This window comes from Grimontia sp. NTOU-MAR1 (assembly GCF_035758505.1).
Taxonomy (GTDB): Bacteria; Pseudomonadota; Gammaproteobacteria; order Enterobacterales; family Vibrionaceae; genus Enterovibrio; species Enterovibrio marinus.
This window is the reverse complement of the sequence record NZ_CP142108.1, coordinates 3,079,710-3,105,269: the sequence shown is the minus strand read 5'-3', so window position 1 is coordinate 3,105,269 and position 25,560 is coordinate 3,079,710. Positions and strand designations below refer to the sequence as shown.

The following is a 25,560-nucleotide window of genomic DNA, read 5'->3' as shown; positions in this document are numbered from 1 at the left end:
TGTTCACCCTTTTTGCCTCTGCTTTTTCTTAAAAAGCGGAAACATAAAGCGATGAACGATTTCGCCGGACTCAAATATTGTTCATCACCTCCTAGGAGAAGGATGAAACCAAGAACACTTGAATGTGTTTGGTGTTAATTCCGAAGAATCAACATTTGAGAACTTTTACAAACAAACTGAATCAGTTTGTTTAGTCAGCTTTCCAGATTTTTAAAGAGCATGTGATGTGTTCTAGTGAACAACCACTTTTTAAGAACACTCACCATTCTCTTTTCAGAGAAGTGTGCTTAAAGAGTGGTGGAGCTATGCGGGATCGAACCGCAGACCTCTTGAATGCAAATCAAGCGCTCTCCCAGCTGAGCTATAGCCCCACATCGATACTTAGCTATTGACCAACCGCTTTCAAAACAAGGCGTGAAAGGAGGACGTTTAGTTCGCTAAACGACGACTTTCACAACGCAGTGTTGAAAGTGGTTGGTGGGTCTGAGTGGACTTGAACCACCGACCTCACCCTTATCAGGGGTGCGCTCTAACCACCTGAGCTACAGACCCATTTCTGTTTCTTTGGACCTGTACCACCGACCTCACCCTCTTTGACCAAGGGATTGGGGTGCTAACCACCAAAGCAACAAACACATCTAAGTATGTTCTTTATCTTTTTGACCGTAGCAATCTGTGTGGACACTGGCATCAATAGTATCGTTAAGGAGGTGATCCAGCCCCAGGTTCCCCTAGGGCTACCTTGTTACGACTTCACCCCAGTCATGAACCACACCGTGGTAAACGCCCTCCCGAAGGTTAAGCTATCTACTTCTGGTGCAGCCCACTCCCATGGTGTGACGGGCGGTGTGTACAAGGCCCGGGAACGTATTCACCGTGGCATTCTGATCCACGATTACTAGCGATTCCGACTTCATGGAGTCGAGTTGCAGACTCCAATCCGGACTACGACATACTTTCTGGGATTCGCTTCACATCGCTGCCTCGCTGCCCTCTGTATATGCCATTGTAGCACGTGTGTAGCCCTACTCGTAAGGGCCATGATGACTTGACGTCGTCCCCACCTTCCTCCGGTTTATCACCGGCAGTCTCCCTGGAGTTCCCGACATTACTCGCTGGCAAACAAGGATAAGGGTTGCGCTCGTTGCGGGACTTAACCCAACATTTCACAACACGAGCTGACGACAGCCATGCAGCACCTGTCTCAGCGTTCCCGAAGGCACACTCGAATCTCTTCAAGCTTCGCTGGATGTCAAGAGTAGGTAAGGTTCTTCGCGTTGCATCGAATTAAACCACATGCTCCACCGCTTGTGCGGGCCCCCGTCAATTCATTTGAGTTTTAATCTTGCGACCGTACTCCCCAGGCGGTCTACTTAACGCGTTAGCTCCGAAAGCCACAGTTCTAGACCACAGCCTCCAAGTAGACATCGTTTACGGCGTGGACTACCAGGGTATCTAATCCTGTTTGCTCCCCACGCTTTCGCATCTGAGCGTCAGTCTTTGTCCAGGGGGCCGCCTTCGCCACCGGTATTCCTTCAGATCTCTACGCATTTCACCGCTACACCTGAAATTCTACCCCCCTCTACAAGACTCTAGCCTGCCAGTTCAAAATGACTTTCCCAGGTTAAGCCCGGGGCTTTCACATCTTGCTTAACAGACCGCCTGCATGCGCTTTACGCCCAGTAATTCCGATTAACGCTCGCACCCTCCGTATTACCGCGGCTGCTGGCACGGAGTTAGCCGGTGCTTCTTCTGCCGCTAACGTCAAACACTGCACGTATTAAGTACAATGCCTTCCTCACGGCTGAAAGTGCTTTACAACCCGAAGGCCTTCTTCACACACGCGGCATGGCTGCATCAGGCTTGCGCCCATTGTGCAATATTCCCCACTGCTGCCTCCCGTAGGAGTCTGGACCGTGTCTCAGTTCCAGTGTGGCTGATCATCCTCTCAAACCAGCTAGAGATCGTCGCCTTGGTGAGCCTTTACCCCACCAACTAGCTAATCCCAACTGGGCCCATCCGGTAGCGAGAGGCCATAAGGTCCCCCTCTTTGGTCCAAAGACATCATGCGGTATTAGCCACCGTTTCCAGTGGTTATCCCCCTCTACCAGGCAGGTTCCCAGCCATTACTCACCCGTCCGCCGCTCGCCGCCCAATAAATCATCCGAAGAATCTTTATTGTCGCTGCCGCTCGACTTGCATGTGTTAGGCCTGCCGCCAGCGTTCAATCTGAGCCATGATCAAACTCTTCAATTAAAGTTTTTGGCTCGATGAAATACTGTTGTTGTTTTGTCTCCGCTTTTAAAAAAGCAGAAGCAAAACGAATTGACTGTGCCGATATAACCGAAGTTATTTCGTTTGGTCACTCAGTAAACATCGATAAATCTTTTGTCTATCAATCACGAGTGCCCACACAGATTGCATAGGTCAAATTGTTAAAGAACGTTGACTTGAAGAAGCGTCGCTTCTCACCGTCAGGGCTGCGAATTTTACGCTGCCGGGCGATGAAGTCAAGAAGAAATTTTGAGATTTTTCAGCGTTGCTTTCGCAACCCTCAAAACACCTTATTGACTCACCTCTTCACAGCATTTTTCAATGCCTTGATGAGGAAGTTTTCGCGTTTCGACTTGGTGGGCGTTTCCTTGTTGGGAGCCGCTTGCCGTGTCGATGGGGCGCATTATAGGGAGGTCTCGAATTCTGGCAATGACTTTTTTGAACTTTTTTGTAGAAAAGTCTTCGTTTGAGTATCTTTTGCACGAAAGGCTTATTTCCACACATTTTACCCACATCAAGCCCACAAAAAGCTGTGGGTAACTTTTAGAATCGAGGTAAGCACCTGGATATAGATAAAAGAAAAGAGGCCTATTGGGCCTCTTTATGTTCTTACTCTTTAAGCTTGTCTTTATTGAACAGCTTTTATTTGCTCGTCTTCGACAATCAGTTTCACCGGCAAGCCCGGTTTCACTTCTCCGCGAAGAATAGATTGTGCCAATGGGTTCTCGACACTTTGCTGAATGGCGCGCTTAAGTGGGCGAGCCCCGTATACCGGATCAAACCCAGCATCTGCGATAAGCGTTAGCGCCTCGTCGGTGACTTCCAACTTCAGGTCACGCTCAGCCATACGTTTTGCCAAATGCGCAAGCTGGATGCCGGCGATAGACTTGATGTGCTCCTGACCCAATGGGTGGAAGACCACAGACTCATCCACTCGGTTAATGAACTCTGGGCGGAAATGTTTGCCCACCACATCCATCACCATGGCTTTGATGCCGTTGTAATCCAGTTCACCAAAATGTTCCTGAATGCGATCAGAACCCAGATTGGAGGTCATGATCACCACAGCATTGCGAAAATCAACGGTACGACCCTGGCCATCTGTCAGACGGCCATCATCCAACACCTGTAGAAGAAGGTTGAAGACATCAGGGTGCGCCTTCTCTACTTCATCTAATAGAATGACAGAATAAGGACGACGGCGAACTGCTTCTGTCAGATAACCGCCTTCTTCATATCCCACATAGCCAGGAGGTGCACCTACCAGCCTAGCTACTGAATGTTTCTCCATAAACTCTGACATGTCGATACGCACCATGGCGTCGCTGCTGTCAAAGAGAAACTCTGCCAGTGATTTACACAGTTCTGTTTTACCCACACCTGTTGGACCAAGGAACAGGAACGAGCCAATTGGGCGATTCGGATCAGCAAGGCCTGCACGACTACGACGAATAGCGTTTGCCACCGAAGTGACTGCCTCTGATTGACCAATCACCCGACCATGAAGCTCATCTTCCATCTGAAGTAGCTTTTCTTTCTCGCCTTCCAGCATCTTGGCGACAGGAATACCGGTTTGACGGGATAGTACTTCTGCAATCTCAGCGTCGGTCACGCGGTTTTTGAGCAGAGTCATTTCCTGCATTTCCGCCTGACTAGCTAGATCGAGCTGCTTCTCCAGTTCTGGAATGCGGCCATACTGCAGTTCAGACATGCGGTTAAGGTCACCTGCACGACGTGCGATGTCCAAATCCGTGCGCGCCTGCTCTAACGCACTCTTGATGTGTTGCGTGCCGGAAAGCGCTGCTTTCTCTGCATTCCACACTTCTTCCAGCTCAGCATAGTCACGCTCTTTCTCATCAATTTCACTTTGCAGGGATTCAAGACGCTTCTTACTTGCGTCATCGTTTTCTTTAGCCAATGCCTGCTGCTCAATCTTGAGCTGGATTAAACGACGCTCTAATCGATCAAGCTGCTCCGGCTTAGAGTCTATTTGCATACGAATGCTCGATGCCGCTTCATCAATCAGGTCAATGGCTTTATCCGGCAGTTGTCTATCCGAGATATAGCGATGAGAAAGACTCGCAGCAGCAACGATCGCCGGGTCAGTAATTTCTACCGCATGGTGAAGCTCGTAACGCTCTTTAAGACCACGCAAAATAGCGACGGTGTCTTCAACCGTTGGCTCATCCACCAGCACTTTCTGGAAACGACGCTCAAGTGCCGCATCTTTTTCCACATACTGACGGTATTCATCTAATGTGGTGGCACCAACACAATGAAGTTCGCCACGCGCCAATGCAGGCTTAAGCATGTTGCCCGCATCCATCGCTCCTTCTGCTTTACCTGCTCCCACCATGGTGTGGATTTCGTCGATAAAGAGAATGACGTTACCTTCTTCTTTCGCCAGCTCATTGAGAACTGACTTCAGGCGTTCTTCGAATTCACCACGATATTTCGCCCCGGCAACGAGCGAACCCATGTCGAGAGAAAGCACACGTTTGTTGCGAAGCCCTTCCGGTACCTCACCGTTGACGATACGCTGCGCCAAACCTTCAACAATGGCGGTTTTACCCACGCCTGGTTCACCAATGATTACTGGGTTATTCTTGGTACGGCGTTGCAGCACCTGCACGGTGCGGCGAATTTCTTCGTCACGGCCAATCACCGGGTCTAGCTTGCCCTGCTCGGCTTTTTCAGTCAGGTCAATGGTGAACTTTTCCAACGCCTGACGCGCTTCTTCTGCGTTAGGATCATTGATAGCCTGACCGCCGCGCACTTTATCAATCGCCTCTTCCACTTTCTTGGTTGTCAGTCCAAGGCTTCTGAGCAATTCACCCAAAGCGCCTTTGTCTTCAACAGCTGCCAGGATAAAAAGCTCAGAGGAGATGTATTTGTCTTTACGCTTCTGGGACAGCTTGTCACACATATTGAAAAGCATGCCCATGCTGTGCGAGAGTTGGACATCGCCGCCATTACCAGTCACTTTCGGCAGCTTGTCGAGCAGCTCACTCAGACTGGAGCGTAGTTGGGTCAGATCCACATTCAGGAGCGTCATCAGAGGACGGATGGTGCTGCTGTCCTGATTGAGGAGAGACACCATCAAGTGCACGGGCTCGATATACTGATGATCGCGCCCTAAAGCCAGTGACTGAGCGTCAGAGATGGCTAATTGGAATTTGCTGGTAAATCGGTCAAGGCGCATAGCCTCCCCCCTTTAATAATTTCTATAATAGCTTTGATGTTGCTTAACGAAAAAATGGGAGCGGCTGCGGCTGATTTCAAGTTGAGTGGCGATATTTTTGTCGATTTGGTTAATCGCGTTCTGTACCGATCCAGATACAGCTGGCCTGACGGCCTGTACGATTTTCTCTACGGTAGGAGAAGAAGGTTTCTGGAGCAGAGACTGTGCAGTGTTCTCCGCCATAAATCTGGGTCACACCTGCAGATTGGAGTCGCTGCCTTGCCAAAAGGTAGATATCTGCCAACCAACGATCATTGTGTGGCTTAAACGCTTTTTCAGCGGCTGCATCATGCGCCATAAACTGCTCACGCACTTCGCTACCCACTTCAAAAGCGTCAGGGCCGATGGCAGGGCCAAGCCATGCCATCACTTGGCTTGGTTCATCAAACTTACTGAGCGTTTGTTCCAACACACCATTGACCAAACCACGCCAGCCTGCATGTGCCGCGCCCACCTGTGTACCCTCTTCGTTACAAAAAAGCACAGGCAGACAATCGGCAGTCATCACCACACACACCTGCCCTTGATCTCCCGTAAAGGCGGCATCGGCATCCGGCACCTCATCAACAGCCAAAGGCAAAGTCACGACTTCAGTACCATGAACTTGGTTCAGCCAGGCTGGAGATGTTTGCATCGACATCACTTCTGCCAGTGTTTGGCGGTTTTTCACCACGAAATCACTGTCATCACCCACGTGATCACCTAAGTTCAGGCTATCAAAAGGAACAGGGCTGACACCACCTTGGCGGGTGGTGCTCACAGCTTTAATCCATGAAGGCGCGGGCCAGCCTGGCGTGATCCAATCCATGATCAGTAGTCCTCGTCTCCGTGCTCTAAGATGTCTGCACGCAGTACTTCAGTCAGTTTCACCATGTCATCTGGGATTGGAGCATGCCATTCCATCATTTCTTTGGTGGTAGGGTGTTCAATACGCAGCATGACAGCGTGAAGTGCCTGACGGTCAAACTGACGCAATGTCTGGATCAGTTCATCTCCCGCATTGCGTGGCGGACGCGGACGACCACCATATAACTGATCACCCACCAGAGGGTGGTTCAGGTATGCCATGTGAACACGGATCTGGTGCGTACGGCCGGTTTCCAGACGAAGACGCAGACGGGTGTGTGCACGGAAGTGCTCAACCACACGGTAATGTGTAATCGCTGGTTTACCGAGCTCCTGAACAGCCATATGTGTGCGTTTGGTAGAGTGACGGCCGATTGGCTTTTCAATCATGCCACCGCCTGTCATGTTACCCAGTGCAATCGCTTCGTACTCACGGGTGAACTTCTTACGCTTTTGCAGTGCGCGAACCAAACGTGTTTGGGTCGGGATATTTTTCGCTACCACCATCAAGCCGGTGGTGTCTTTATCCAGACGGTGCACGATGCCCGCACGCGGTACTTCAGCGATATCCGGGTAATGGAAAAGCAGACCGTTCAATACGGTACCGTCAGGGCAACCGGCACCAGGGTGTACCACTAAGTCACGAGGTTTATTAATAACGATAATATCGTCATCTTCATAAACGATGTTCAGTGGAATGTCCTGCGCTTCCCAACGCTGTTCATCTTCGATTTCTGCCTGAACGACGATGGCTTCACCACCCATCATTTTCAAACGTGGTTTGTTGACGATCTCACCATCGACGCTTACTTTGTCGGCCAGAATCCATTCTTTGATGCGTGATCGGGAATAATCCGGAAACAACTCTGCCAATGCCTGATCCAGACGCTGACCCAGTTGATTCTCATTTACTGTGCTGTTTAACTCTAACTGCTGTGCCATAACGAACTTTTTGATTCTCAATGAGACTAATACCAAGTGGTATTGGTGTAAGCCCTCGGGCTCAGTCACGTTTACCAGTTGGTATTATATCTGGTCGATGGGTAGAATAGCCCACAATCGCGCCATTGTAGCTTTTTGCGGCTGTCTCCGTAATGGCAAAGGCTGAAAATATTCTTTCAAGGAAGCAACTGTAGTAATGAAACGCCTTACTTTATCCTCTTTACTTGCTATTTCCCTGCTGGCTGGATGTTCAAGCACGGAAGAAGTTGTCCCTGATATTCCACCTTCTGAGCTGTATCAGGAAGCGCAGGTTTCCCTTAATGAAGGCAGTTGGAACACCGCAATTCAAAAGCTTGAAGCCCTGGACTCACGCTACCCGTTTGGTGCCTACTCTGAGCAGGTTCAACTGGATCTGATTTACGCTTACTACAAGAATGACGATCTGGCCTTGGGCGAAGCCACTATTGACCGTTTCATGCGTATGAACCCAGGTCACCCTGAGATGGATTGGGTGCTCTACATGCGCGGCCTGACCAACATGGCGCAGGACAGAAGCTTCATCCACGATATGCTGAATATGGATCGTGAAGACCGCGACCCTGAGCCAGTGCGCCGTGCGTTTGTGGACTTCCGCCGTCTGCTGGATCGATACCCAGACAGTGATTACGCCGCTGATGCAGCAAAACGCCTTGTCGCGCTGAAAAACCGTCTGGCAGATTACGAACTGGCCACTGCCGATTTCTATGTTCGCCGTGAAGCTTGGGTTGCTGTGATCAACCGTTGTCAGCAAATCCAGCGTGATTTCCCAGATACGGATGCCGCGAAGAAATCGCTTCCGTTGATGCTTAAAGCCTATGAAGAGCTGAAGCTGGAAGAACCTGCTCAGCGGACCCGCGATTTAATGAAACTGAATGGTGTGGATGCCTAATAGCTCTCTTCAAACTAAAAAGAAAAAAGCAGCCTGATGGCTGCTTTTTATTTAATTTGGTGTGAGATTGTTTGTCCGGGCGAAATAGTGAACTGCTGCATTCTTCGCCAAAGCCTTCTTTAGCACGAACAAAGTCCCTAACGTTCAGTGTTCGTTAGCGACCTTAACCTCTTCATCTTGCACCACTTCTTTTGCCCGATTCAAGCACTTTCCGGACTTTTTAAACCGAAGTTAAACACAGGATCACAAATCCCCTGACCAATAAAATCTCGCGACACAAAAGTGATCTATGTCACATCATTTCCTCTCCAGAAACGTAATCTGAAAGTGAGCCCAGCAAAGGGCAAGCAAAAGAGGAAACATCTATGAGAGTAGAAATTACTGGTAAAAACATCGACATCACTCCTGCCATTCGCGATCGCATTACGTCTCGTTTTGAAAAGCTAGAGAAATGGCAAGTCGCTCTCATTAACCCTCATGCTGTCATCAGTGAAGAACCAGGTAACAAATTCAAAGTAGAAGCTGGCGTGTCTATGCCAGGTGCAAAATTGATTGCCTCCGCTGAGCATGAAGATATGTATGCCGCCATCAATGAAGTGGGCCAGAAACTGGAGAAACAGCTAAACAAACAAGCTCACAAAGGCGAAGCACGCCGCGCAAGCCATGCAGGTGTGGAAGTACCGGAAGAAGAATCTGAAGCTATCTAATCTATCCAGAGGATTAAACCAGTCAGCCCCGCCAAGTGCGGGGCTGATTCGTCTTGACATGACAACGCCGTCCCAATATGGTTGAACAATAATTGAACCAACAAGATAAAGTATCGATGTCGCAAACCACTTCGTTTTTCTTTCGCTTCTTTTTCCGCTTCTGAAGAGGTGGGGCGTAAGGGCGAGCATCGATAACGACAGATTCCCGAAGGCCTCCCTCAGAAAGGGAGGCTTTTTTGTTTTGGGCGCTGAATAATGAGTAGGAACAAGGAATGAGTAAACCAACATTGTCACTTGATGAAATACGGGTGAATGTCAGCCGTATCGATCAAGAGCTGCTGTCACTGCTGGCAGAACGACGTAAGCTGAGTCTTGAAGTCGCTAAAAGCAAAATCCAAACCCAAAAGCCCGTCCGCGATATTGAACGTGAGCAGGTGCTGCTTGAGAAGCTGGTTGCCAATGGGAAATCCCACGAGTTGGACCCACAGTACGTCACCAAAATTTTCCACACCATTATTGAAGACTCTGTGCTCTACCAACAGGCATTCCTGCAACGCCTGGCCAACCCAGACAATGAACAACCGCTTGCCCGCGTTTCTTTCCTCGGTGGCAAAGGCTCCTACTCCAATCTGGCGACCCGCAACTTTTTTGCACGTAAACATACCAAGCTCGCAGAGATCCAGTGTTCAAGCTTTAAAGAAGTGCTGGAAATGGTGGAAACCGGCAATGCCGATTACGGCGTGCTGCCGATTGAAAACACCAGCTCGGGTTCGATTAATGATGTTTACGATCAACTTCAGCACACCCGCTTGTCTATCGTCGGAGAGATCACCCAGCCGATTGAACACTGCCTTCTGACCGCAGTAGACACGCAGATTGACCAAATCGAAGTGCTTTATTCGCATCCACAGCCGCATCAACAATGCAGTGAGTTCGTGCGATCTCTGGGCAGTGGTATTAAGCAAGAGTATTGCTCCAGCACCGCCGAAGCGATGAAAGAAGTCGCAGCCATGGCCCAGCCAAATGTGGCTGCGATTGGTAATGCGGCAAGCGGTGAACTTTATGGTCTGAAACCACTGAAGTTCGGCATCGCCAATCAGCAGGAAAACCACACCCGCTTTATCGTTGTCGCACGTAAGCCTGTAGAAGTCACTGCGCTGATCCCAGCAAAAACCACCTTTATCATGTCTACCGGACAATCTGCCGGCTCCCTGGTGGAGTGTCTGCTTGTACTGCGTAATCACGGCATCAACATGACCAAACTGGAATCGCGCCCTGTGCTTGGCAACCCATGGGAAGAAATGTTCTATGTGGATGTAGAAGGTAATATGCGTACGGATGTGATGATAGAAGCATTGGAAGAGCTCACCAAGATCACCCGCTACATTAAAGTACTGGGCTCTTACCCGATTGAGAACGTCGCCCCAACAGAAATCGACGTTTAACGATACTGAATGCTAGGAGGGTCAACAGGTTGACCCTAGAAACAGAAAAGGAGCCAACTGGCTCCTTTTGTTTTATCTCGTGCAGCTTATACCAATCACAGTAGGTAGATGCTCAGAAATAGCGTAGGAAAAATGCTCGAGAACAAGGCGAAAAATTTCGATAAGTAGTTATTCTACATTCAAATTTTTCAACGCAGTTATCGAGCATTTTAACCAGCTAGGATGAGCAGATATTTACTACGATTGGTATTAACCGCGGTGCGTAGTGTCATTCGCCTGACGAAGCAGGTTCTGACTTTCTTTCATAAAGCGCGGAGCAAAGTCGCCGAACCAGTTTTCCACCTGACTGAACGCCTGAATAAAGCCTTCTTTGTCTTGCTTATCGAGCAGGTTAATCGCCTCGCCAAAACGCGCGTGGAAACGCTTAATCATGTCGATGTTTTGCGTCGAGGACATAATGATATCCCCGTAAAGCTGGGCGTCCTGAGCAAACAATCGGCCAACCATCGCCAGTTCAAGGCGGTATATTGGCGAGCTAAGCGCTGTAAGCTGCTCCAGATTCGGATTCTCTTCCGCCAGATGCAGACCATACACGAATGAAGTGAAGTGGCGTAACGCCTGGATCAGCGTCATCCCCTGATCATGCTCAATCGCGCTGATACGGTGTAAACTCGCACCCCAGATGCGGAATTGCTCAAGCAGCCATTGGTACGCTTCCGGATTTCGCCCATCACAGTACACAATCACCTGTTTAGCGAGACTTGAAATATCCGGACCAAACATAGGGTGCAAACCCACCACTGGTCCTTTGTGTGACTCAAGCATGGCCTGTAGAGGTTCACTCTTGATGGAAGTCAGGTCCACCAAGAGGCAATCATCGGGTAACGTACCCAATGAGCGAATAACACTGTCAGTTTTATTGATAGGCACAGTGACAACCACCATGCCTGCATCAGAGAGTATTTCTTCAGCCTTGTCCCAATCTTTCGAGCCCAATACCTTAACGTCATAGCCAGACAGTCGGAAAAGCTTGCAGAACACTTTACCTAACTGGCCATGGCCACCCACCACCACGATAGAACGCAGATCCGGGTTCAGGCATTTAAATCCAGAATCGTTTTCACTGGCGTAAGATTCGCGCATGGTGCGACGAAGAATATCTTCAATCAGATCCGGCGGAATCCCGCGGGAAGCCGCTTCTTCACGACGTGATGCCAGCATAGCAGCTTCACGATCCGGCGCATAAATCGGCAAACCGTGTTTACTCTTCACTTCGCCAACTTCCGCGACCAATTCCAGTCTGCGTGCCAGCAACTCGACCATTTGTTTGTCGACTTCGTCAATTTGATCCCGAAGTTGGGTCAACTCTGCAACCATGTGGCTTAATGTCCTTGTAAACGCTGTTCCAGGAAAGGTGTCAGTTCATCATGGGCACGGCGCAGCAGGTTTTCAGTATCCTGCCAGTTGATGCATGCATCGGTAATAGACACCCCGTAAGCCATCTCTTCACGCGGCAAGTCCGCAGACTGATTGCCTTCGTTGATGTTGCTCTCAATCATCAAACCAATGATGGATTGGTTTCCTTCACGGATTTGGTGGAACACATCTTCAGCGACAAGTGGCTGACGACGGAAATCTTTTCGAGAGTTGGCGTGGCTGCAGTCTACCATCAGTGAAGGCTCAAGCCCTGCCCCTTTCATCTCATTTTCGCATTCTGTCACCGAAACTGAGTCATAATTGGTCTGCTTGCCACCTCGCAGGATCACATGACCATCCGGGTTACCCTGAGTTGTCAGCAACGCAACCTGACCTTCTTTGTTAATTCCCATGAAACGGTGACCGGATGCAGCCGCCTTCATCGCATTAATTGCCGTTGCCAAGCTGCCATCAGTACCGTTCTTGAAGCCAATTGGCATGGAAAGACCACTCGCCATTTCGCGGTGAGTCTGAGACTCAGTCGTGCGCGCGCCAATCGCCGCCCAACTGAACAGATCGCCAATGTACTGCGGGCTGATTGGGTCTAAGGCTTCTGTTGCCAGTGGCAGGCCCATGTCTGCCAATGTGATAAGCAGTTCACGGGCTTTGTGAAGACCCGCTTCTACATCGAAAGAGCCATCTAAATTTGGATCGTTGATAAGTCCCTTCCAGCCAACCGTGGTGCGTGGTTTTTCAAAGTAAACCCGCATCACAATATAAATCTGATCGTTCAGGGTTTCTGAAAGCGCCTTGAGGTTTCTCGCGTATTCAATCGCCGCATCAGTATCGTGAATCGAGCAAGGACCACACACTACCAAAAGGCGGTGATCTTTCTTATGGATGATATCTGCAATTTCCTGACGCGCTTTTGAAATAAAGGCCAGCGTCTCTTCCTTTACAGGTAGCTTGCTACGCAGTTGGTCAGGAGTGATCAGAACAGTTTCGTCCTGAATGTGTACGTTAGTGAGCAGGTCTCTTTCCATGACATTTTTCCTTTCTGAATCTATTTTGCGCATTGAATGGGTATTTATCACGCAACTGCCCATACAATAACAATCTGAGAGATGAATGCAATAGATCGTAAAGATAAAATAACAACGTAAATTAATATTTACATAACGATATAAGGTATAGTTTTAAAGGCTATTTCATTGACTTCATCAATCGGCATACTGGCAACAATTTTGTAAATCCTGGCGTACAAAATAGAAAAAGGCCTTTCGAAAAGGCCTTTTTGCTTGGGGTGGCTATTTTGATAGGGACTGTTGACCTTTGGTGATGATTTTTGCAGCAGTTTGTGGGGATTTTATGCAAGGCAGAGGCTTCGATGTGTAGATGGCCTACATGAGAAGCCGATAACGCAGCAGAAACTCCCCACAAACGCTGCCCGAAGGGTTCTGCTCTTAGCGTTTTATCCTTTGTTGAGGTGTATTTGCTTAGAATGACTAGGCGGCACACACCTCGCCGCGCCTAAAACGCTAAGAGCCAGAACAAAATTTAACCACCAAAGGTCAACAGTCCCTGGGTCAATCAGAAAGTCTGGTCAGCTGATTGGAAGTCCTCAAAACCTCTCTGCCATTGCATTTGAAAGCGAAGACCATCAGGTCTGTTGGCACACACACCCAAATACTGCATGCCCGACAAACCAATGTCATAGGCATTATTCAGGCTGCAATAGCGATCCACACCTTCCGCATAGCCAGACTCGTAATCGCTCACATCAACATTCTGTCCACCAGCACGCTGTGCCAGCTCATTGAGATCAGACATTGAACGGGAAGGGATACCTCTCACACCATCCTGCTCACCGACTGCCTGCCAATCGCCTTTCTTAACCAAAGACTCTGCATCTCCAACGAATGCGCAGCCGACGACCATCAACGCAACCAGTGACACCAAGGATTTTTTCAACATCCTGTGTTCCTTAAGATTGATTTGGAAAGTGTCACTATATACTGATTCAGTGGAAAGATGCAGAATTGGTGTCATGCAATTTTTTTAATCCCTTGAGCTTAAAAGATAGTGCTACAAACAATACGCCAAAGACAAAAGCGTAAGTAGCAATCACCCAGATAAGTGCAATAGCACCCGCTGCTGGATTGGACATAAGGAAACCACCAAAAAGAATGGAAAATATACCACCAAGGATCAGTAACCACTCTCCCGTGATTTCTTTCCTAAGTCTTATCGCAGTGATGATTTCCAGTACTCCCTTAGTAATAGCCCATACTGCAATGTAAAACAGCAACGCTACGGTAGTTAGGCTTGGCACGGAGAACGTCATAATACCCGCAACAATACCAACCACACCCCAAAGTAATAGCACCACCCAGTTATCACGTTCTTTTCGTTCCATCAGTGCAGTCCAAACCTGAAGCGAACCATCAACAAACGCGAAGATGCCAAACACCAGTATTAAGGTTTCGACTGATTCTTGAGTCGGCATGGTCCAAAGCATAAAACCAAAAACAATGGAGGCTACACCACGCAACAACAACACCCACCAATTTCTTGATAACGATCCAACTAACTGTTTTTGTATCGTGTCTGTTGGTTCCATCGCTCATTTCCTTTCATTATTTTTCTGGCGAGACGCCGCCGAACCCTCACTATTAAGCGTCCGGTATGTTGAGAGTGAAGCGTGAATTCCCAAAGTAAGATGTTCAATATTTGCAACCCAATATGAAATAAAAGGCTTATGGATCAAAGTGCGAAATTTTTTCGAATGAAAATGAAGCCGTGCAGATCAGTGATCGAGTTGCGCGGGTTGAAGCAGGAGGTTAACCCAACAGTTGAGTATGAATTTCAGCCCAAGAAGTGGCTATGAATGTTGGCTCAATCCCCACAGGTTTCGATTTGCCGTCTACATTCAGCCAGCAAGTGTCGATACCAGCGTTGATACCACCAAGGATATCTGAATCAGCGTTGTCGCCAACCATCAGGACACGTGCTTTGTCGGGATTATCCATGACATTGAAAGCATGTTCAAAGATCGCCACGTCTGGCTTAGCGAAACCCACTTCTTCAGAAATAACCACCAAATCGAAATATTCTCGCAGCCCAGTTTTTTCCAAACGGATTTGCTGAAGCTGCACAAAACCATTGGTAATGATACCAAGCTTGGCTTTTCGGGCCAGTAAAGGCAGGGTTTCACGCACATCTTCCAGCGGTTGGCAAACATCAGCCATCGCATCGAGAAAACGGCGGTTAAGCTCACCTGGGACACTATTCAAGCGTTTAGCCCAAACCAGAAAGCGATCTTCCTGGAGTTGTTTCGCCGAGATTTCACCGTTTTGGTATTTCACCCAAAGCGGCTTGTTGACGGTCTGATACTCTGCAAAATCCCGCTCGGTAAAGTTTACGCCTAGGGCTTTGAACATCGCTTTAAGGCCCGCGAAAGCGTCGAATGAAAAAAGGGTCTCGTCAGCATCAAATAAAATCCAGTCGTATCGCATGCGTTACTCTCCTAAATTAACGACTTATTTTAAAAAACAAGTGAAAATCACACAATCGATTATGTCCAACGGTCCGAGACATTCAATAAGGTAGACAAAACGCAAAAATTATCGGCGTGAGGTTGTTTTCTATGTGGTTGAAACACTGAACAGGAAAGATCTAAATCTCCTTGCATACAAAAAACACAGCGATATGCGTGTTTTAACAGTTGGAATACAAATCTAAGACTTATCCAATAGGACTGTGAAGGAAATACCATAGAAAGCAGGAAGCGAAAGAAAAGCCGCTCCGCTACCAATGGAGTACAAGGGAGCAATACCTGCTAATCCATTTGTATAAGAGATAGGATGTTGTGATGAAAAAACATTTACTCATAGTCATGCTTATTCAATTAGTTCTCACTGGGTGTTTTGCGACAACAACGGTTAAATTTGACTCCAATAGCCATAATCCCGTAATTTCTGAGAGCAACCTAGCCGATCCACATGTCATTAAGCATAACGGCGTCTATTACATGTACCCCACCTCCAACGGTCGAGGTTCACCCGCTCGTCTATATGTATACTCGTCAAGCGATTTACGCAATTGGACAAAGCATAACGTTGCTTTTTCCAAAGGAGTAAATGAACTCTGGGCTCCGGATGTTTTCTACCATGAAGCGACGGACACCTTTTACATGTATTACACCCAATCTAACAGCTATACAGACATCAAAATTGGCATCGCCACATCAAAAACGCCATATGGCCCTTTCGACGACAAAGGTATTTTAACTGACGGTATCGATGCTCACGTATTTCAGGATGATGACGGCCAGATCTATTTTTATTGGACTAAGGCTCCCGCAGGTTTCCTCGGACAAGGGCCCATCGCTGTCAGAAAAATGGACCCTCTTTCTCCAACACGCTTCATAGGTGAAGAAAAGATTGTTATTAGAGCCAATCAGGGATGGGAGAATATTTTCACAGGATCACCTGAAGCCATGTTTAAATTCATGCCGATTACCGAAGGAGCCTTCATAGTCAAACGCAATGGGACATATTACATGCTGTATTCCGGCGGCTTTTTCGCTTCAGTGAATTATTCTACGGGTTATGCGACATCTAACTCGCCCATGGGCGATTTTACCAAATCAGCGAAAAATCCTATATTGAGTGCCTTCCGCCAGCAGGGTTTATCAGGCCCAGGTCATGTTGCAGTCGTAGAAAACAATAACGGTGGACTGTCTATTATTTATCATGGGAAATCTAAAGGTGAGTATGTTGAGGGAGGCGGTGATAGGTATATCAGCGAAGATACTCTCTGGTTTGACGGAAACGGTGAAATTCAAATAGGAACCAGCTTTCTTAATCCAAACCGATTGTAAGTATTCCACCTTCATTCATCTTGCGAGTACTCTGATAGCTGTGTTTCTGCTTTTTGAAAGATGACTGAACTGTAGAGAAAGAAAAAGCCCGCCTAAACAGGCGGGCTTTCTTTCCCTTTCGGGAATAAACGCCGGAGCGATTATTTCTTAGCCAGACGCTCTTTAATACGAGCTGCCTTACCAGAACGCTCACGCAGGTAGTACAGTTTGGCACGACGTACTGCACCGCGGCGCTTAACAGTAATGCTGTCAACAACTGGTGAGTGAGTTTGGAATACACGCTCAACGCCTTCACCGCTAGAGATCTTACGAACGGTAAATGCTGAATGTAGACCACGGTTACGCTTAGCGATTACAACGCCTTCGTAAGCCTGCAGACGCTCACGCTGTCCTTCTTTAACTTTAACTTGAACGACAACAGTGTCACCTACGTTGAACGCAGGAACGTCTTGTTTAAGTTGCTCATCTTCGAGCGCTTTGATGATGTTACTCATTTTCTATACCCTAGAATAAACTGATACTAAATATCTTTAGGTACTTGTCTGTGTTCGTTAATGAACTCAGCAAGCAGTGATTCCTGTTCGTCAGTCAGAGCTAGGTTTTCCAGGAGCTCTGGTCTTCTGAGCCAGGTACGGCCCAGCGATTCTTTCAATCGCCAGCGGCGAATGTCCTTATGATTTCCGGATTTCAGTACCGAAGGTACTTCCAATCCGTCCAACACTTCAGGACGTGTATAGTGAGGGCAATCCAGCAAACCATTTGCAAAAGAATCTTCTTCCGCTGACGCAAAGTCTCCGAGGACACCCGGTACAAACCGGGCAACCGCGTCAACCAACGTCATGGCTGGCAGCTCACCGCCACTGAGCACAAAATCCCCGATAGACCATTCTTCATCGACTTCGGTTTGTATAATGCGCTCATCTACCCCTTCGTAGCGTCCACAGATAAGAATCAACTTCTCGTTCTGCGCCAGCTCCTCAACACCTGCTTGGTCAAGCTTTCGGCCTTGAGGTGAAAGGTAAATCACTTTCGCCTTGCCATCAGCGGCTTTCTTGGCAGTGTGAATGGCATCGCGCAAAGGCTGAACCATCATCAACATGCCTGGGCCTCCACCATATGGGCGGTCATCAACCGTCCGGTGTTTGTCGTGGGTAAAATCGCGGGGATTCCACGTTTCTACCTCGAGCAGGCCTTTTTTTACCGCCTGGCCAGTTACCCCAAATTCAGTAACAGCACGGAACATTTCAGGAAAAAGGCTGATTATACCAACCCACATTTTTCCACTCCCATTGCTTTAAATGTTACTGGGGGAATTAAAATCCAGGATCCCAGTCAACTTCGATCCGTTGAGCAGAGCGATCAATCAACTTGATGACTTGCCCATCGAGGAACGGTATTAAACGTTCCTTCTGGCCAAAAGCATCTTTCGGGTTCGCTTGAATGACCAATACATCGTTAGAGCCCGTTTCCAGAATGTCCGTGACTTTACCCAGGTTGTACCCTTTGGTCGTCACCACTTCCATTCCGTACAGTTCGCGCCAGTAGAATTCTTCATCTGACAGCGAAGGCAATACTTCTGCATTGATAGCGATTTCAGCATTTGTCAGTGCCTGAGCGTCTTCACGCTGATCCAGACCTTTCAACTTGCCTACATAACCCTGACCATGGCGTTTCCAGTCTTCAAGACTGAATTCCTGCCATTCGCCACGCACTTTGATAAACCAAGGTGTGTAGCTAAAGATGTTTTCAGCGTTTTCAGTGTAAGAAAAAACTTTGAGCCAGCCACGGATGCCATAAGAAGCACCTAGCTTGCCTACTACAACCTTTTCTTGCTCACTCATTTCTTTTTCTTTCAACCCTGACACTAATCAATTACGCAGCTTTAGCAGCGTCTTTGATCAGCTTAGCTACGCGGTCAGAAACAGCTGCACCTTCGCCAACCCAGTGGTTAACGCGGTCCAGGTCCAGACGCAGCTTCTCTTCTTGACCCTGTGCAACTGGGTTGAAGAAACCTACTTTCTCGATGAAGCGACCGTCGCGAGCTTGGCGGCTGTCTGCAACAACGATTTGATAGAATGGACGCTTTTTAGCGCCGTGACGTGCCAAACGAATGGTTACCATATCGTCCTCTTTGCATTACTAAATTAAATTGGCCCCGCGCTAATACGGGGCCTCGTGCCAAAATAAAGCTCCGGAATTTTACGCTTTCTGTGATCGAATGCAACTGCTTTAGCTAAAAAAGCATCAGCAGTAACTGGACTTCAATCACTTAGCGATTCCGTCGCTCTATCGAATCCCGGCCAGCGTCTTTCATCTGACCGGAGAATAGGTTTTATTGCGGTTTAGCGTGGGAACATACCACCGCCACCACCCATGCCGCCCATCATGCCTTTCATATTGCGCATCATGTTCTTCATGCCGCCCTTCTGCATCTTCTTCATCATCTTCTGCATCTGGGTAAACTGCTTGAGTAGACGGTTAACGTCCTGTACCTGAGTACCTGAACCTGCGGCGATACGTTTTTTACGTGAGCCTTTAATCAGGTCTGGACGTGCACGCTCTTTCGGCGTCATGGAATTGATGATGGCTTCCATCTGAACGAAGATTTTATCGTCCACTTGGTTTTTCACATCATCAGACAGGTTTGACATGCCCGGCAGTTTGTCGAGCATCCCCATCATACCGCCCATGTTTTTCATCTGTTGAAGCTGGTCGCGGAAGTCCTGAAGGTCGAAACCTTTCTTCTCTTTAAACTTCTTCGCCAGTTGCTCGGCTTTGTCTTTGTCGACATTGCGCTCGAGGTCTTCAATCAGTGACAGCACGTCACCCATTCCAAGGATACGGCTGGCAACACGGTCAGGGTGGAACGGTTCCAGTGCGTCGGTTTTCTCACCTACACCCAGGAACTTGATTGGCTTACCGGTGATATGACGAACAGACAGCGCCGCACCACCACGTGCATCACCGTCCACTTTTGTCAGTACCACACCAGTTAGTGGCAGCGCATCGTTAAACGCTTTAGCTGTATTCGCCGCATCCTGACCTGTCATGGCATCGACCACGAACAGGGTTTCAACAGGGTTGATTGCCGCGTGGACGTCTTTAATCTCGTCCATCATCTCTTCGTCGACGTGCAGGCGACCTGCGGTATCGACAATGACCACGTCATAGAATTTCAGCTTGCCGTGCGCCAATGCTTCACTGGCGATATCAACTGGCTTTTGGTCCGGCGTTGATGGGAAGAAATCAATGCCCACGTCGCCTGCCAGCGTTTCCAGCTGTTTGATCGCCGCTGGGCGATAAACGTCAGCCGAGACCACCAGCACTTTCTTCTTGTGGCGCTCTTTGAGCATTTTACCGAGCTTACCGACACTGGTGGTTTTACCCGCACCTTGCAGGCCCGCCATCAGTACTACAGCCGGTGGCTGCGCTGCCAAATCCAACTCAGAGTTGGATTCACCCATCACAGCTTCAAGTTCAGATTGAACAATCTTGATGAATTCCTGACCCGGGGTCAGGCTTTTCGACACTTCTAGTCCAACTGCGCTTTCTTTTACTTTCTTCACGAAGTCGCGAACCACTGGCAGCGCAACATCCGCTTCCAGCAGCGCCATGCGTACTTCACGCAGCGTGTCTTTTATATTCTCTTCTGTCAGTCGACCGCGACCGCTGATGTTTTTCAGCGTACGGGATAGACGATCCGTTAGGTTTTCAAACATGTCCTACTCGCTTATCTACGCGATGGCACCACCTGACCTGAAATCCTGTCAGGTGGCGATAAACACAAAATTGGCGCGATTATATATCATTATTGCTGCTGCTTACATGCCGCCTTTAACGATAGTTTTAAAGTGGCTTGCAGGCACTTTTCCTAAAATTTGTCGTGGGTAATCTCAAAGATCGGCTCGTGTTGATAGCGACTCTCAGTTGCGCAGGGTATACTGAATCCTTTCTTTTTGACGCGATGTTGTTGAAAGACACATGGATATCATTTTAGCACTCACCGCTGCCTTGCTTTATTTCGCGGCGTTATTGCAAATCATTCCTGGCCTATCCGGCCCGAATCAGATCCCGGCACGCTCGGTGTTTCTGAGCGCATGTGGTGCATTGGTGCTACATGCTTACCTGCTTTCTGACCTCATCCTGTCAGGCGGTGGGCAGAACCTCAGTATTCTCAATGTCGCGTCGCTTATCAGCTTTATCATTGCCGCCATTACTACTGGGCTGATGTTCAGGATACGGATATGGGTGCTGCTGCCTGTGGTTTATAGTTTCTCTGCCATTAACCTCACCGCAGCGACCCTGCTTCCAGGTGCGTTTATCACTCACCTTGAAGCCCACCCAGAAGTTTTGGTACACATTTCTCTGGCGCTCTTCTCTTATTCAACGTTGATGATCGCGACCTTATATGCCATTCAATTGGCATGGCTCGACCATCAGTTAAAACAGAAGAAGAAGCTGGTGATGAACCCTAACTTGCCTCCACTGATGGCCGTTGAGCGACAGCTATTCAATGTTATTCTGATTGGTGAAATCCTGTTGACGCTGACGTTACTCACTGGCCTTATGTTCGTGCAAGATATGATTGCTCAGGGCAAGGCACACAAAGCCATTCTTTCAGCAACGGCATGGGTGGTATATGGCGTCCTTTTGTGGGGGCACTATCGTTCAGGCTGGCGCGGACGCCGTGTTATCTGGATCAGTATCGTAGGAGCATTTCTCCTCACTCTTGCCTATTTTGGTAGCCGTTTTGTACGCGAAGTCATTATCGCAGGTTAACGGTCTTTCTATATCAAACGCCCCTTTTTATAGGCCTTGTTTACCCTGACGGGGTATTTGTGTATAAAGTTTGCGCAGCAATGTTTGACATGGACGCAAATTCTTGCCCTTAATTAGGGTTGGACCAAACAAGAAGGAACTTGCAATTTGGACGACATATCGACGGTAACGCTAGCGACCGTTTTGGTATTGCTCATCTTTATTTCTGCGTATTTTTCCGGCTCCGAAACCGGCATGATGGCACTAAACCGATACCGGCTTCGACATCTATCCAAGCAAGGGCATAAAGGCGCCAAACGAGTAGAAAAGCTACTTGAACGTCCTGACAGGCTAATTGGCCTGATCCTCATCGGAAATAACCTGGTTAATATTCTTGCCTCCGCCATCGCGACCATTCTTGGTATGCGCTTGTTCGGCGATCTCGGTGTGGCAATTGCGACCGGTGGCCTCACCCTTGTTATCCTCGTGTTTGCTGAGGTGACGCCAAAAACCCTCGCAGCCCTTTATCCAGAACGTGTTTCCTATACCAGTAGCCTATTGCTCAACATATTGATGAAAGCGCTTTATCCGTTGGTGTGGGTAGTAAATGGCGTCACTAATGGCTTCCTTAAGATACTGGGACTCGCAACCGAACACAGCGGAAAAGACAACCTTAGCTCCGAAGAGCTGCGTACCGTCGTAAATGAAGCAGGAGGTCTTATCCCACGCCTTCACCAGAATATGCTGCTATCGATTCTGGAGCTTGAGGAAATCACCGTGGACGACATCATGGTGCCGCGAAACGAAATCACTGGCATCAACGTCAATGATGACTGGAAAGCCATCATGCGACAGCTCACCCATGCTCCGCATGGACGCATGGTGCTCTATCGCGATAACATTGATGAGGTTGTTGGCATGCTTCGTGTGCGCGAAGCCTATCGAATGATGGTGGAAAACGAGTTCAATAAGGAGAACCTGTTACGCGCTGCGGATGAAGTCTACTACATCCCTGAAGGCACGCCGCTGAATGTCCAGATGCTCAAATTCCAGCGTAATAAGCAACGTATCGGTCTGATTGTTGACGAATACGGTGACATTATTGGTCTAGTGACGCTGGAAGATATTCTGGAAGAGATCGTGGGTGAGTTTACTACGTCACTCTCACCAAGCCTGGCGGAAGAAATCACTGCCCTGCCTGATGGCAGCTTCATGATTGATGGCACGGCGAATATCCGTGATCTCAACAAGAGCCTGAATTGGGAACTTCCTACTGACGGCCCCCGCACACTCAACGGTTTGATACTCGAACATCTCGAAGACATACCCAGTAGCCAGCTCAGTATCGAAGTAGAGGGGCATCAAATGGAAATTGTTGAAGTTGCAGAGAATATGATCAAACAGGTTAAGATTTTACCCGTACCTAAAAGCGCTAAATTATAACTGCGTCTGTCCGTTTCACCACTCATCAAAAATAGCCAGCTGACTGCTGGCTATTTTATTTCTCTTTTGACACCAAGCTTCTCTCAACTCTCTCATCAAATATTGATACAACAAGTCAAAATATCCACTAACTTAAAAGAGGTGTTTTATCAATATTGAGCACTGAGACTTTTAAGCAAACTGTCTGTGCTGGCTGAGGAAGGAACGCAATCATGTTTAATGGGAAACTAAAAAAACAACTAGAAGAACTAAAATCAAATGCTTCGCACAATCAAGCCATCTTGGATGCCATTAACTCCAGTGTCGCGACAATCCACTTCACACCCGAAGGTGTTGTGAAACATGCAAACGATATCTTCCTTGGCGCCGTTGGATTTACACTCGAGCAATTAGCCGGAAAACACCACAGGGAGCTTTGTGACCCTGAATACGCACAAAGCATCGAATATCAAAAATTCTGGGAACGCTTACGAAGCGGTGAAGTCATCAATGGAACAGTTCCTCGGTTAAACGCCAAAGGAGAGAGGTTATGGCTTGAAGCCTCTTACTTCCCAATTAAAGAAAATGGCAAAGTCGTTGAAGTGATGAAAATCGCTGCAGACATAACCCTCGAAAAAAAACGCCTTGATGACCAAGCCGCCGTTATCCAGGCATTGGATAAGTCTTTGGCGGTCATTGAATTCAAGCCGGATGGGACCATTATCAAAGCCAACGCCAACTTCCTTGGTGCGGTAGGCTACTCACTGGAACAGATTCAGGGTAAACATCACCGAATGTTCTGCCACGATCAATTCTATCAGGATAATCCGAACTTCTGGGGAGAGCTGGCACAAGGTGATTTCAAGAGCGGCCAGTTTGAGCGCAGAGACGCCATGGGCAATGTGCTTTGGCTTCGGGCCACTTACAACCCTATTTTCGACAGCAAGGGCAAGGTGGTGAGGGTAGTGAAATTCGCCTCAGACATTACTGATAAAGTCGAGCAGGAGCAGGCGATCCGTTCCGCCGCCGAAGTGGCTTATTCCACCTCAGTAGAAACGTCGCAAATCGCCAAACAAGGCGCTGATGTGCTTGCATCGACCGTCACCACCTCCCAGTCTATTTCGGAGCAGGTATTAGAAACCTCGACCTCTATCTCGCAGCTCAACGAGCAATCGAAAAGTATTGAAGCTATACTCTCCACCATCAGTGACATCGCCGATCAGACCAACTTACTGGCGCTGAACGCCGCCATCGAGGCCGCGCGGGCGGGCGACCAGGGGCGTGGCTTTGCCGTGGTCGCCGATGAGGTGAGACAGCTTGCCGCACGTACCAGTCAGTCAACGGCTGAAATCACTGATGTGGTAAAGAAAAATCGCGAGTTAACCTCCGAAGCAACACACAAAATGTCCAGTGTGTCTGAAGCAGCAGAAAAAGGAACCCAGCAGATTTCTGAGGCCTCTTCTGTGATGGAAGAAATACGTTCCGGGGCAGAAAACGTCGCTCAGACGGTATCTGGTCTAAATGTCGGAACCTGAAAAATCCCTCAATAAAAAACGCTCCCGAGGGAGCGTTTTTTATTCGCGTTATAAGGCATTAACGAATTCGCTTACCAGTATCGGTATCAAACAACACCAGCTTTTCAGGATTAAAGCCAAGGTGCGCCATATCACCAGCTCTCAGCGAAATATTCGCTGGCATCCGAGCGACAACCTCCTTGCCCCCCAGAGACGTGATGACATAAGTGTCCGCGCCCGTGGGCTCGGTTACATCGACTTTACAGTGCAATGTACCTTCACCATCTGCCTGCTCGGTAATATCTTCCGGTCTCACACCCAAACTCACGGTTTTCCCAACATAAGCCGCAAGGTCCACAAATCCGACTTCGAAGGCTATGGATTGATGGTCTCCATCAAACCCTTCTAGTTCGAGCACGGTACGGTTTGCCTCAGCTTCTAACACTTTGGCATCTACCAAATTCATGGACGGACTCCCCATAAAGGTTGCCACAAAGGTATTAGCCGGGTTGTCGTAGACTTCTGCCGGAGATCCAAGTTGCTGTAGCTCGCCATCTTTCATGACCGCAATCTTGGTTGCCAGCGTCATCGCTTCAATCTGGTCGTGTGTCACATACACAATCGTTGCATTCAAACGCTGGTGAAGACGTTTGATTTCGGTACGCATATCTACCCGAAGCTTTGCATCCAGGTTCGATAAAGGTTCGTCAAACAGGAAGATTTTCGGGTCACGTACTAATGCTCTTCCCATCGCCACACGTTGGCGTTGGCCACCAGAAAGCTGACCTGGTTTACGGCTAAGCAGGTGTTCAATCTGCAGCATGGAAGAGACTTCATTTATCTTGCGGTCACGCTCCGGTTTTGGAACGTTACGCATTTCAAGTCCAAACGAGATGTTCTGACCGACGGTCATGTTCGGGTACAAAGCGTAGGACTGGAATACCATCGCGATATCACGGTCCGCCGGATGCAGGTCGTTAATCACCACATCACCAATGGATACATCCCCATCACTGATGCTGTCGAGACCTGCAATCATGTTAAGCAAAGTCGACTTACCACAGCCTGACGGACCCACCAGCACCAGAAAATCACCATCATCGATAGCAATGTCGATGCCCTTCAATACCTCAACATGACCAAAACGTTTTTTTACATTATTCAGCGTCAAAGAAGCCATTCACA

The 25,560-nt window shown here is 48.4% G+C and carries 21 protein-coding genes, 2 tRNA genes, 1 rRNA gene and 1 pseudogene; 8 read left to right on the top strand and 17 right to left on the bottom strand.

Translation table 11 applies throughout. From position 1 onward, the window contains the following. Window positions 1-295: 295 nt before the first annotated feature. The 6 genes from VP504_RS14485 to rluD form a co-directional block, all read right to left on the bottom strand. Window positions 296-371: transfer RNA gene (locus VP504_RS14485), tRNA-Ala, on the bottom strand. A gap of 104 nt (window positions 372-475) precedes the next feature. Continuing rightward, window positions 476-552, bottom strand: a tRNA-Ile gene (locus VP504_RS14480). A gap of 151 nt (window positions 553-703) precedes the next feature. After that, a 16S ribosomal RNA gene (locus tag VP504_RS14475) occupies window positions 704-2,256 on the bottom strand. A gap of 646 nt (window positions 2,257-2,902) precedes the next feature. After that, window positions 2,903-5,476 (bottom strand): ATP-dependent chaperone ClpB, encoded by a 2,574-nt coding sequence (clpB, locus tag VP504_RS14470; RefSeq protein WP_325891789.1) that lies wholly within the window; start codon window positions 5,474-5,476, stop codon window positions 2,903-2,905. A 109-nt stretch (window positions 5,477-5,585) separates the two neighbouring features. After that, complete coding sequence (gene pgeF / locus VP504_RS14465) at window positions 5,586-6,323, bottom strand: peptidoglycan editing factor PgeF (protein ID WP_325891787.1); 738 nt, start codon at window positions 6,321-6,323, stop codon at window positions 5,586-5,588. 2 nt (window positions 6,324-6,325) lie between these two features. Next, window positions 6,326-7,303: a 23S rRNA pseudouridine(1911/1915/1917) synthase RluD gene (gene rluD, locus VP504_RS14460; RefSeq protein ID WP_325891786.1), complete on the bottom strand. Its 978-nt coding sequence runs from the start codon at window positions 7,301-7,303 to the stop codon at window positions 6,326-6,328. Between the two features lie 196 nt (window positions 7,304-7,499). Between rluD and bamD the strand changes: the two genes are divergently transcribed. From bamD to pheA, 3 genes are all read left to right on the top strand, one after another. Continuing rightward, the gene (gene bamD, locus VP504_RS14455; RefSeq protein ID WP_325891785.1) at window positions 7,500-8,231 is read left to right on the top strand and encodes an outer membrane protein assembly factor BamD; all 732 of its coding nucleotides are present in this window, start codon (window positions 7,500-7,502) and stop codon (window positions 8,229-8,231) included. A 365-nt stretch (window positions 8,232-8,596) separates the two neighbouring features. Then, the gene (gene hpf, locus VP504_RS14450; protein ID WP_002540053.1) at window positions 8,597-8,938 is read left to right on the top strand and encodes a ribosome hibernation-promoting factor, HPF/YfiA family; all 342 of its coding nucleotides are present in this window, start codon (window positions 8,597-8,599) and stop codon (window positions 8,936-8,938) included. A gap of 272 nt (window positions 8,939-9,210) precedes the next feature. Beyond that, window positions 9,211-10,383, top strand: a complete 1,173-nt coding sequence (gene pheA / locus VP504_RS14445) for a prephenate dehydratase (protein ID WP_325891784.1) — start codon at window positions 9,211-9,213, stop codon at window positions 10,381-10,383. Between the two features lie 249 nt (window positions 10,384-10,632). Here the strand turns inward: pheA and tyrA are convergent, their stop codons facing one another. The 5 genes from tyrA to yjjG form a co-directional block, all read right to left on the bottom strand. Further along, window positions 10,633-11,760: a bifunctional chorismate mutase/prephenate dehydrogenase gene (gene tyrA / locus VP504_RS14440; protein ID WP_325891783.1), complete on the bottom strand. Its 1,128-nt coding sequence runs from the start codon at window positions 11,758-11,760 to the stop codon at window positions 10,633-10,635. A gap of 5 nt (window positions 11,761-11,765) precedes the next feature. Continuing rightward, window positions 11,766-12,842 carry a 3-deoxy-7-phosphoheptulonate synthase gene (locus VP504_RS14435; protein WP_002540056.1) on the bottom strand — a complete coding sequence of 359 codons (1,077 nt, stop codon included), beginning with the start codon at window positions 12,840-12,842 and terminating at the stop codon, window positions 11,766-11,768. Window positions 12,843-13,389: 547 nt separating this feature from the next. Further along, a complete protein-coding gene (locus tag VP504_RS14430; protein ID WP_325891782.1) occupies window positions 13,390-13,773 on the bottom strand; it encodes a DUF2799 domain-containing protein in 384 nt (127 codons plus the stop codon). Between the two features lie 46 nt (window positions 13,774-13,819). Beyond that, entirely contained in the window at window positions 13,820-14,419 is a 600-nt protein-coding gene (locus tag VP504_RS14425; protein ID WP_325891781.1) for an HdeD family acid-resistance protein, read from the bottom strand. 220 nt (window positions 14,420-14,639) lie between these two features. After that, window positions 14,640-15,314 (bottom strand): pyrimidine 5'-nucleotidase, encoded by a 675-nt coding sequence (yjjG, locus tag VP504_RS14420; RefSeq protein WP_325891780.1) that lies wholly within the window; start codon window positions 15,312-15,314, stop codon window positions 14,640-14,642. 356 nt (window positions 15,315-15,670) lie between these two features. Here yjjG and VP504_RS14415 point away from each other — a divergent pair, with 356 nt between their 5' ends. Continuing rightward, complete coding sequence (locus VP504_RS14415; protein WP_325891779.1) at window positions 15,671-16,681, top strand: glycoside hydrolase family 43 protein; 1,011 nt, start codon at window positions 15,671-15,673, stop codon at window positions 16,679-16,681. A gap of 140 nt (window positions 16,682-16,821) precedes the next feature. Here the strand turns inward: VP504_RS14415 and rplS are convergent, their stop codons facing one another. From rplS to ffh, 5 genes are all read right to left on the bottom strand, one after another. Then, window positions 16,822-17,175, bottom strand: a complete 354-nt coding sequence (gene rplS / locus VP504_RS14410; protein WP_002540060.1) for a 50S ribosomal protein L19 — start codon at window positions 17,173-17,175, stop codon at window positions 16,822-16,824. A gap of 26 nt (window positions 17,176-17,201) precedes the next feature. Further along, a complete protein-coding gene (gene trmD / locus VP504_RS14405) occupies window positions 17,202-17,957 on the bottom strand; it encodes a tRNA (guanosine(37)-N1)-methyltransferase TrmD (RefSeq protein WP_062666308.1) in 756 nt (251 codons plus the stop codon). Window positions 17,958-17,994: 37 nt separating this feature from the next. Beyond that, entirely contained in the window at window positions 17,995-18,522 is a 528-nt protein-coding gene (gene rimM / locus VP504_RS14400) for a ribosome maturation factor RimM (RefSeq protein WP_046306468.1), read from the bottom strand. A gap of 31 nt (window positions 18,523-18,553) precedes the next feature. Next, window positions 18,554-18,802: a 30S ribosomal protein S16 gene (gene rpsP / locus VP504_RS14395; RefSeq protein ID WP_002540065.1), complete on the bottom strand. Its 249-nt coding sequence runs from the start codon at window positions 18,800-18,802 to the stop codon at window positions 18,554-18,556. 221 nt (window positions 18,803-19,023) lie between these two features. After that, entirely contained in the window at window positions 19,024-20,400 is a 1,377-nt protein-coding gene (gene ffh / locus VP504_RS14390) for a signal recognition particle protein (protein WP_325891777.1), read from the bottom strand. 262 nt (window positions 20,401-20,662) lie between these two features. Here ffh and VP504_RS14385 point away from each other — a divergent pair, with 262 nt between their 5' ends. From VP504_RS14385 to VP504_RS25620, 4 genes and pseudogenes are all read left to right on the top strand, one after another. Next, complete coding sequence (locus VP504_RS14385; RefSeq protein ID WP_325891776.1) at window positions 20,663-21,460, top strand: cytochrome C assembly family protein; 798 nt, start codon at window positions 20,663-20,665, stop codon at window positions 21,458-21,460. 147 nt (window positions 21,461-21,607) lie between these two features. Further along, window positions 21,608-22,882, top strand: a complete 1,275-nt coding sequence (locus VP504_RS14380; protein ID WP_325891775.1) for an HlyC/CorC family transporter — start codon at window positions 21,608-21,610, stop codon at window positions 22,880-22,882. Between the two features lie 212 nt (window positions 22,883-23,094). Then, window positions 23,095-23,814 (top strand): annotated as a pseudogene (locus VP504_RS25625) (PAS domain-containing protein); the annotation flags it as partial. After that, window positions 23,815-24,396 carry a methyl-accepting chemotaxis protein gene (locus VP504_RS25620; RefSeq protein ID WP_442788915.1) on the top strand — a complete coding sequence of 194 codons (582 nt, stop codon included), beginning with the start codon at window positions 23,815-23,817 and terminating at the stop codon, window positions 24,394-24,396. A 58-nt stretch (window positions 24,397-24,454) separates the two neighbouring features. Here VP504_RS25620 and VP504_RS14370 read toward each other — a convergent pair whose 3' ends face one another. Further along, window positions 24,455-25,555, bottom strand: coding sequence for an ABC transporter ATP-binding protein (locus tag VP504_RS14370; protein WP_325891772.1), 1,101 nt, complete (start codon window positions 25,553-25,555; stop codon window positions 24,455-24,457). Between the last annotated feature and the right edge of the window lie 5 nt (window positions 25,556-25,560).

Excerpts from the sequence above, each read along its gene's own strand:
- clpB (WP_325891789.1), bottom strand. The coding sequence starts at position 5,476 with ATGCGCCTTGACCGATTTACCAGCAAATTCCAATTAGCCATCTCTGAC.
- pgeF (WP_325891787.1), bottom strand. The coding sequence starts at position 6,323 with ATGGATTGGATCACGCCAGGCTGGCCCGCGCCTTCATGGATTAAAGCT.
- rluD (WP_325891786.1), bottom strand. The coding sequence starts at position 7,303 with ATGGCACAGCAGTTAGAGTTAAACAGCACAGTAAATGAGAATCAACTG.
- bamD (WP_325891785.1), top strand. The coding sequence starts at position 7,500 with ATGAAACGCCTTACTTTATCCTCTTTACTTGCTATTTCCCTGCTGGCT.
- hpf (WP_002540053.1), top strand. The coding sequence starts at position 8,597 with ATGAGAGTAGAAATTACTGGTAAAAACATCGACATCACTCCTGCCATT.
- pheA (WP_325891784.1), top strand. The coding sequence starts at position 9,211 with ATGAGTAAACCAACATTGTCACTTGATGAAATACGGGTGAATGTCAGC.
- tyrA (WP_325891783.1), bottom strand. The coding sequence starts at position 11,760 with ATGGTTGCAGAGTTGACCCAACTTCGGGATCAAATTGACGAAGTCGAC.
- VP504_RS14435 (WP_002540056.1), bottom strand. The coding sequence starts at position 12,842 with ATGGAAAGAGACCTGCTCACTAACGTACACATTCAGGACGAAACTGTT.
- VP504_RS14430 (WP_325891782.1), bottom strand. The coding sequence starts at position 13,773 with ATGTTGAAAAAATCCTTGGTGTCACTGGTTGCGTTGATGGTCGTCGGC.
- VP504_RS14425 (WP_325891781.1), bottom strand. The coding sequence starts at position 14,419 with ATGGAACCAACAGACACGATACAAAAACAGTTAGTTGGATCGTTATCA.
- yjjG (WP_325891780.1), bottom strand. The coding sequence starts at position 15,314 with ATGCGATACGACTGGATTTTATTTGATGCTGACGAGACCCTTTTTTCA.
- VP504_RS14415 (WP_325891779.1), top strand. The coding sequence starts at position 15,671 with ATGAAAAAACATTTACTCATAGTCATGCTTATTCAATTAGTTCTCACT.
- rplS (WP_002540060.1), bottom strand. The coding sequence starts at position 17,175 with ATGAGTAACATCATCAAAGCGCTCGAAGATGAGCAACTTAAACAAGAC.
- trmD (WP_062666308.1), bottom strand. The coding sequence starts at position 17,957 with ATGTGGGTTGGTATAATCAGCCTTTTTCCTGAAATGTTCCGTGCTGTT.
- rimM (WP_046306468.1), bottom strand. The coding sequence starts at position 18,522 with ATGAGTGAGCAAGAAAAGGTTGTAGTAGGCAAGCTAGGTGCTTCTTAT.
- rpsP (WP_002540065.1), bottom strand. The coding sequence starts at position 18,802 with ATGGTAACCATTCGTTTGGCACGTCACGGCGCTAAAAAGCGTCCATTC.
- ffh (WP_325891777.1), bottom strand. The coding sequence starts at position 20,400 with ATGTTTGAAAACCTAACGGATCGTCTATCCCGTACGCTGAAAAACATC.
- VP504_RS14385 (WP_325891776.1), top strand. The coding sequence starts at position 20,663 with ATGGATATCATTTTAGCACTCACCGCTGCCTTGCTTTATTTCGCGGCG.
- VP504_RS14370 (WP_325891772.1), bottom strand. The coding sequence starts at position 25,555 with ATGGCTTCTTTGACGCTGAATAATGTAAAAAAACGTTTTGGTCATGTT.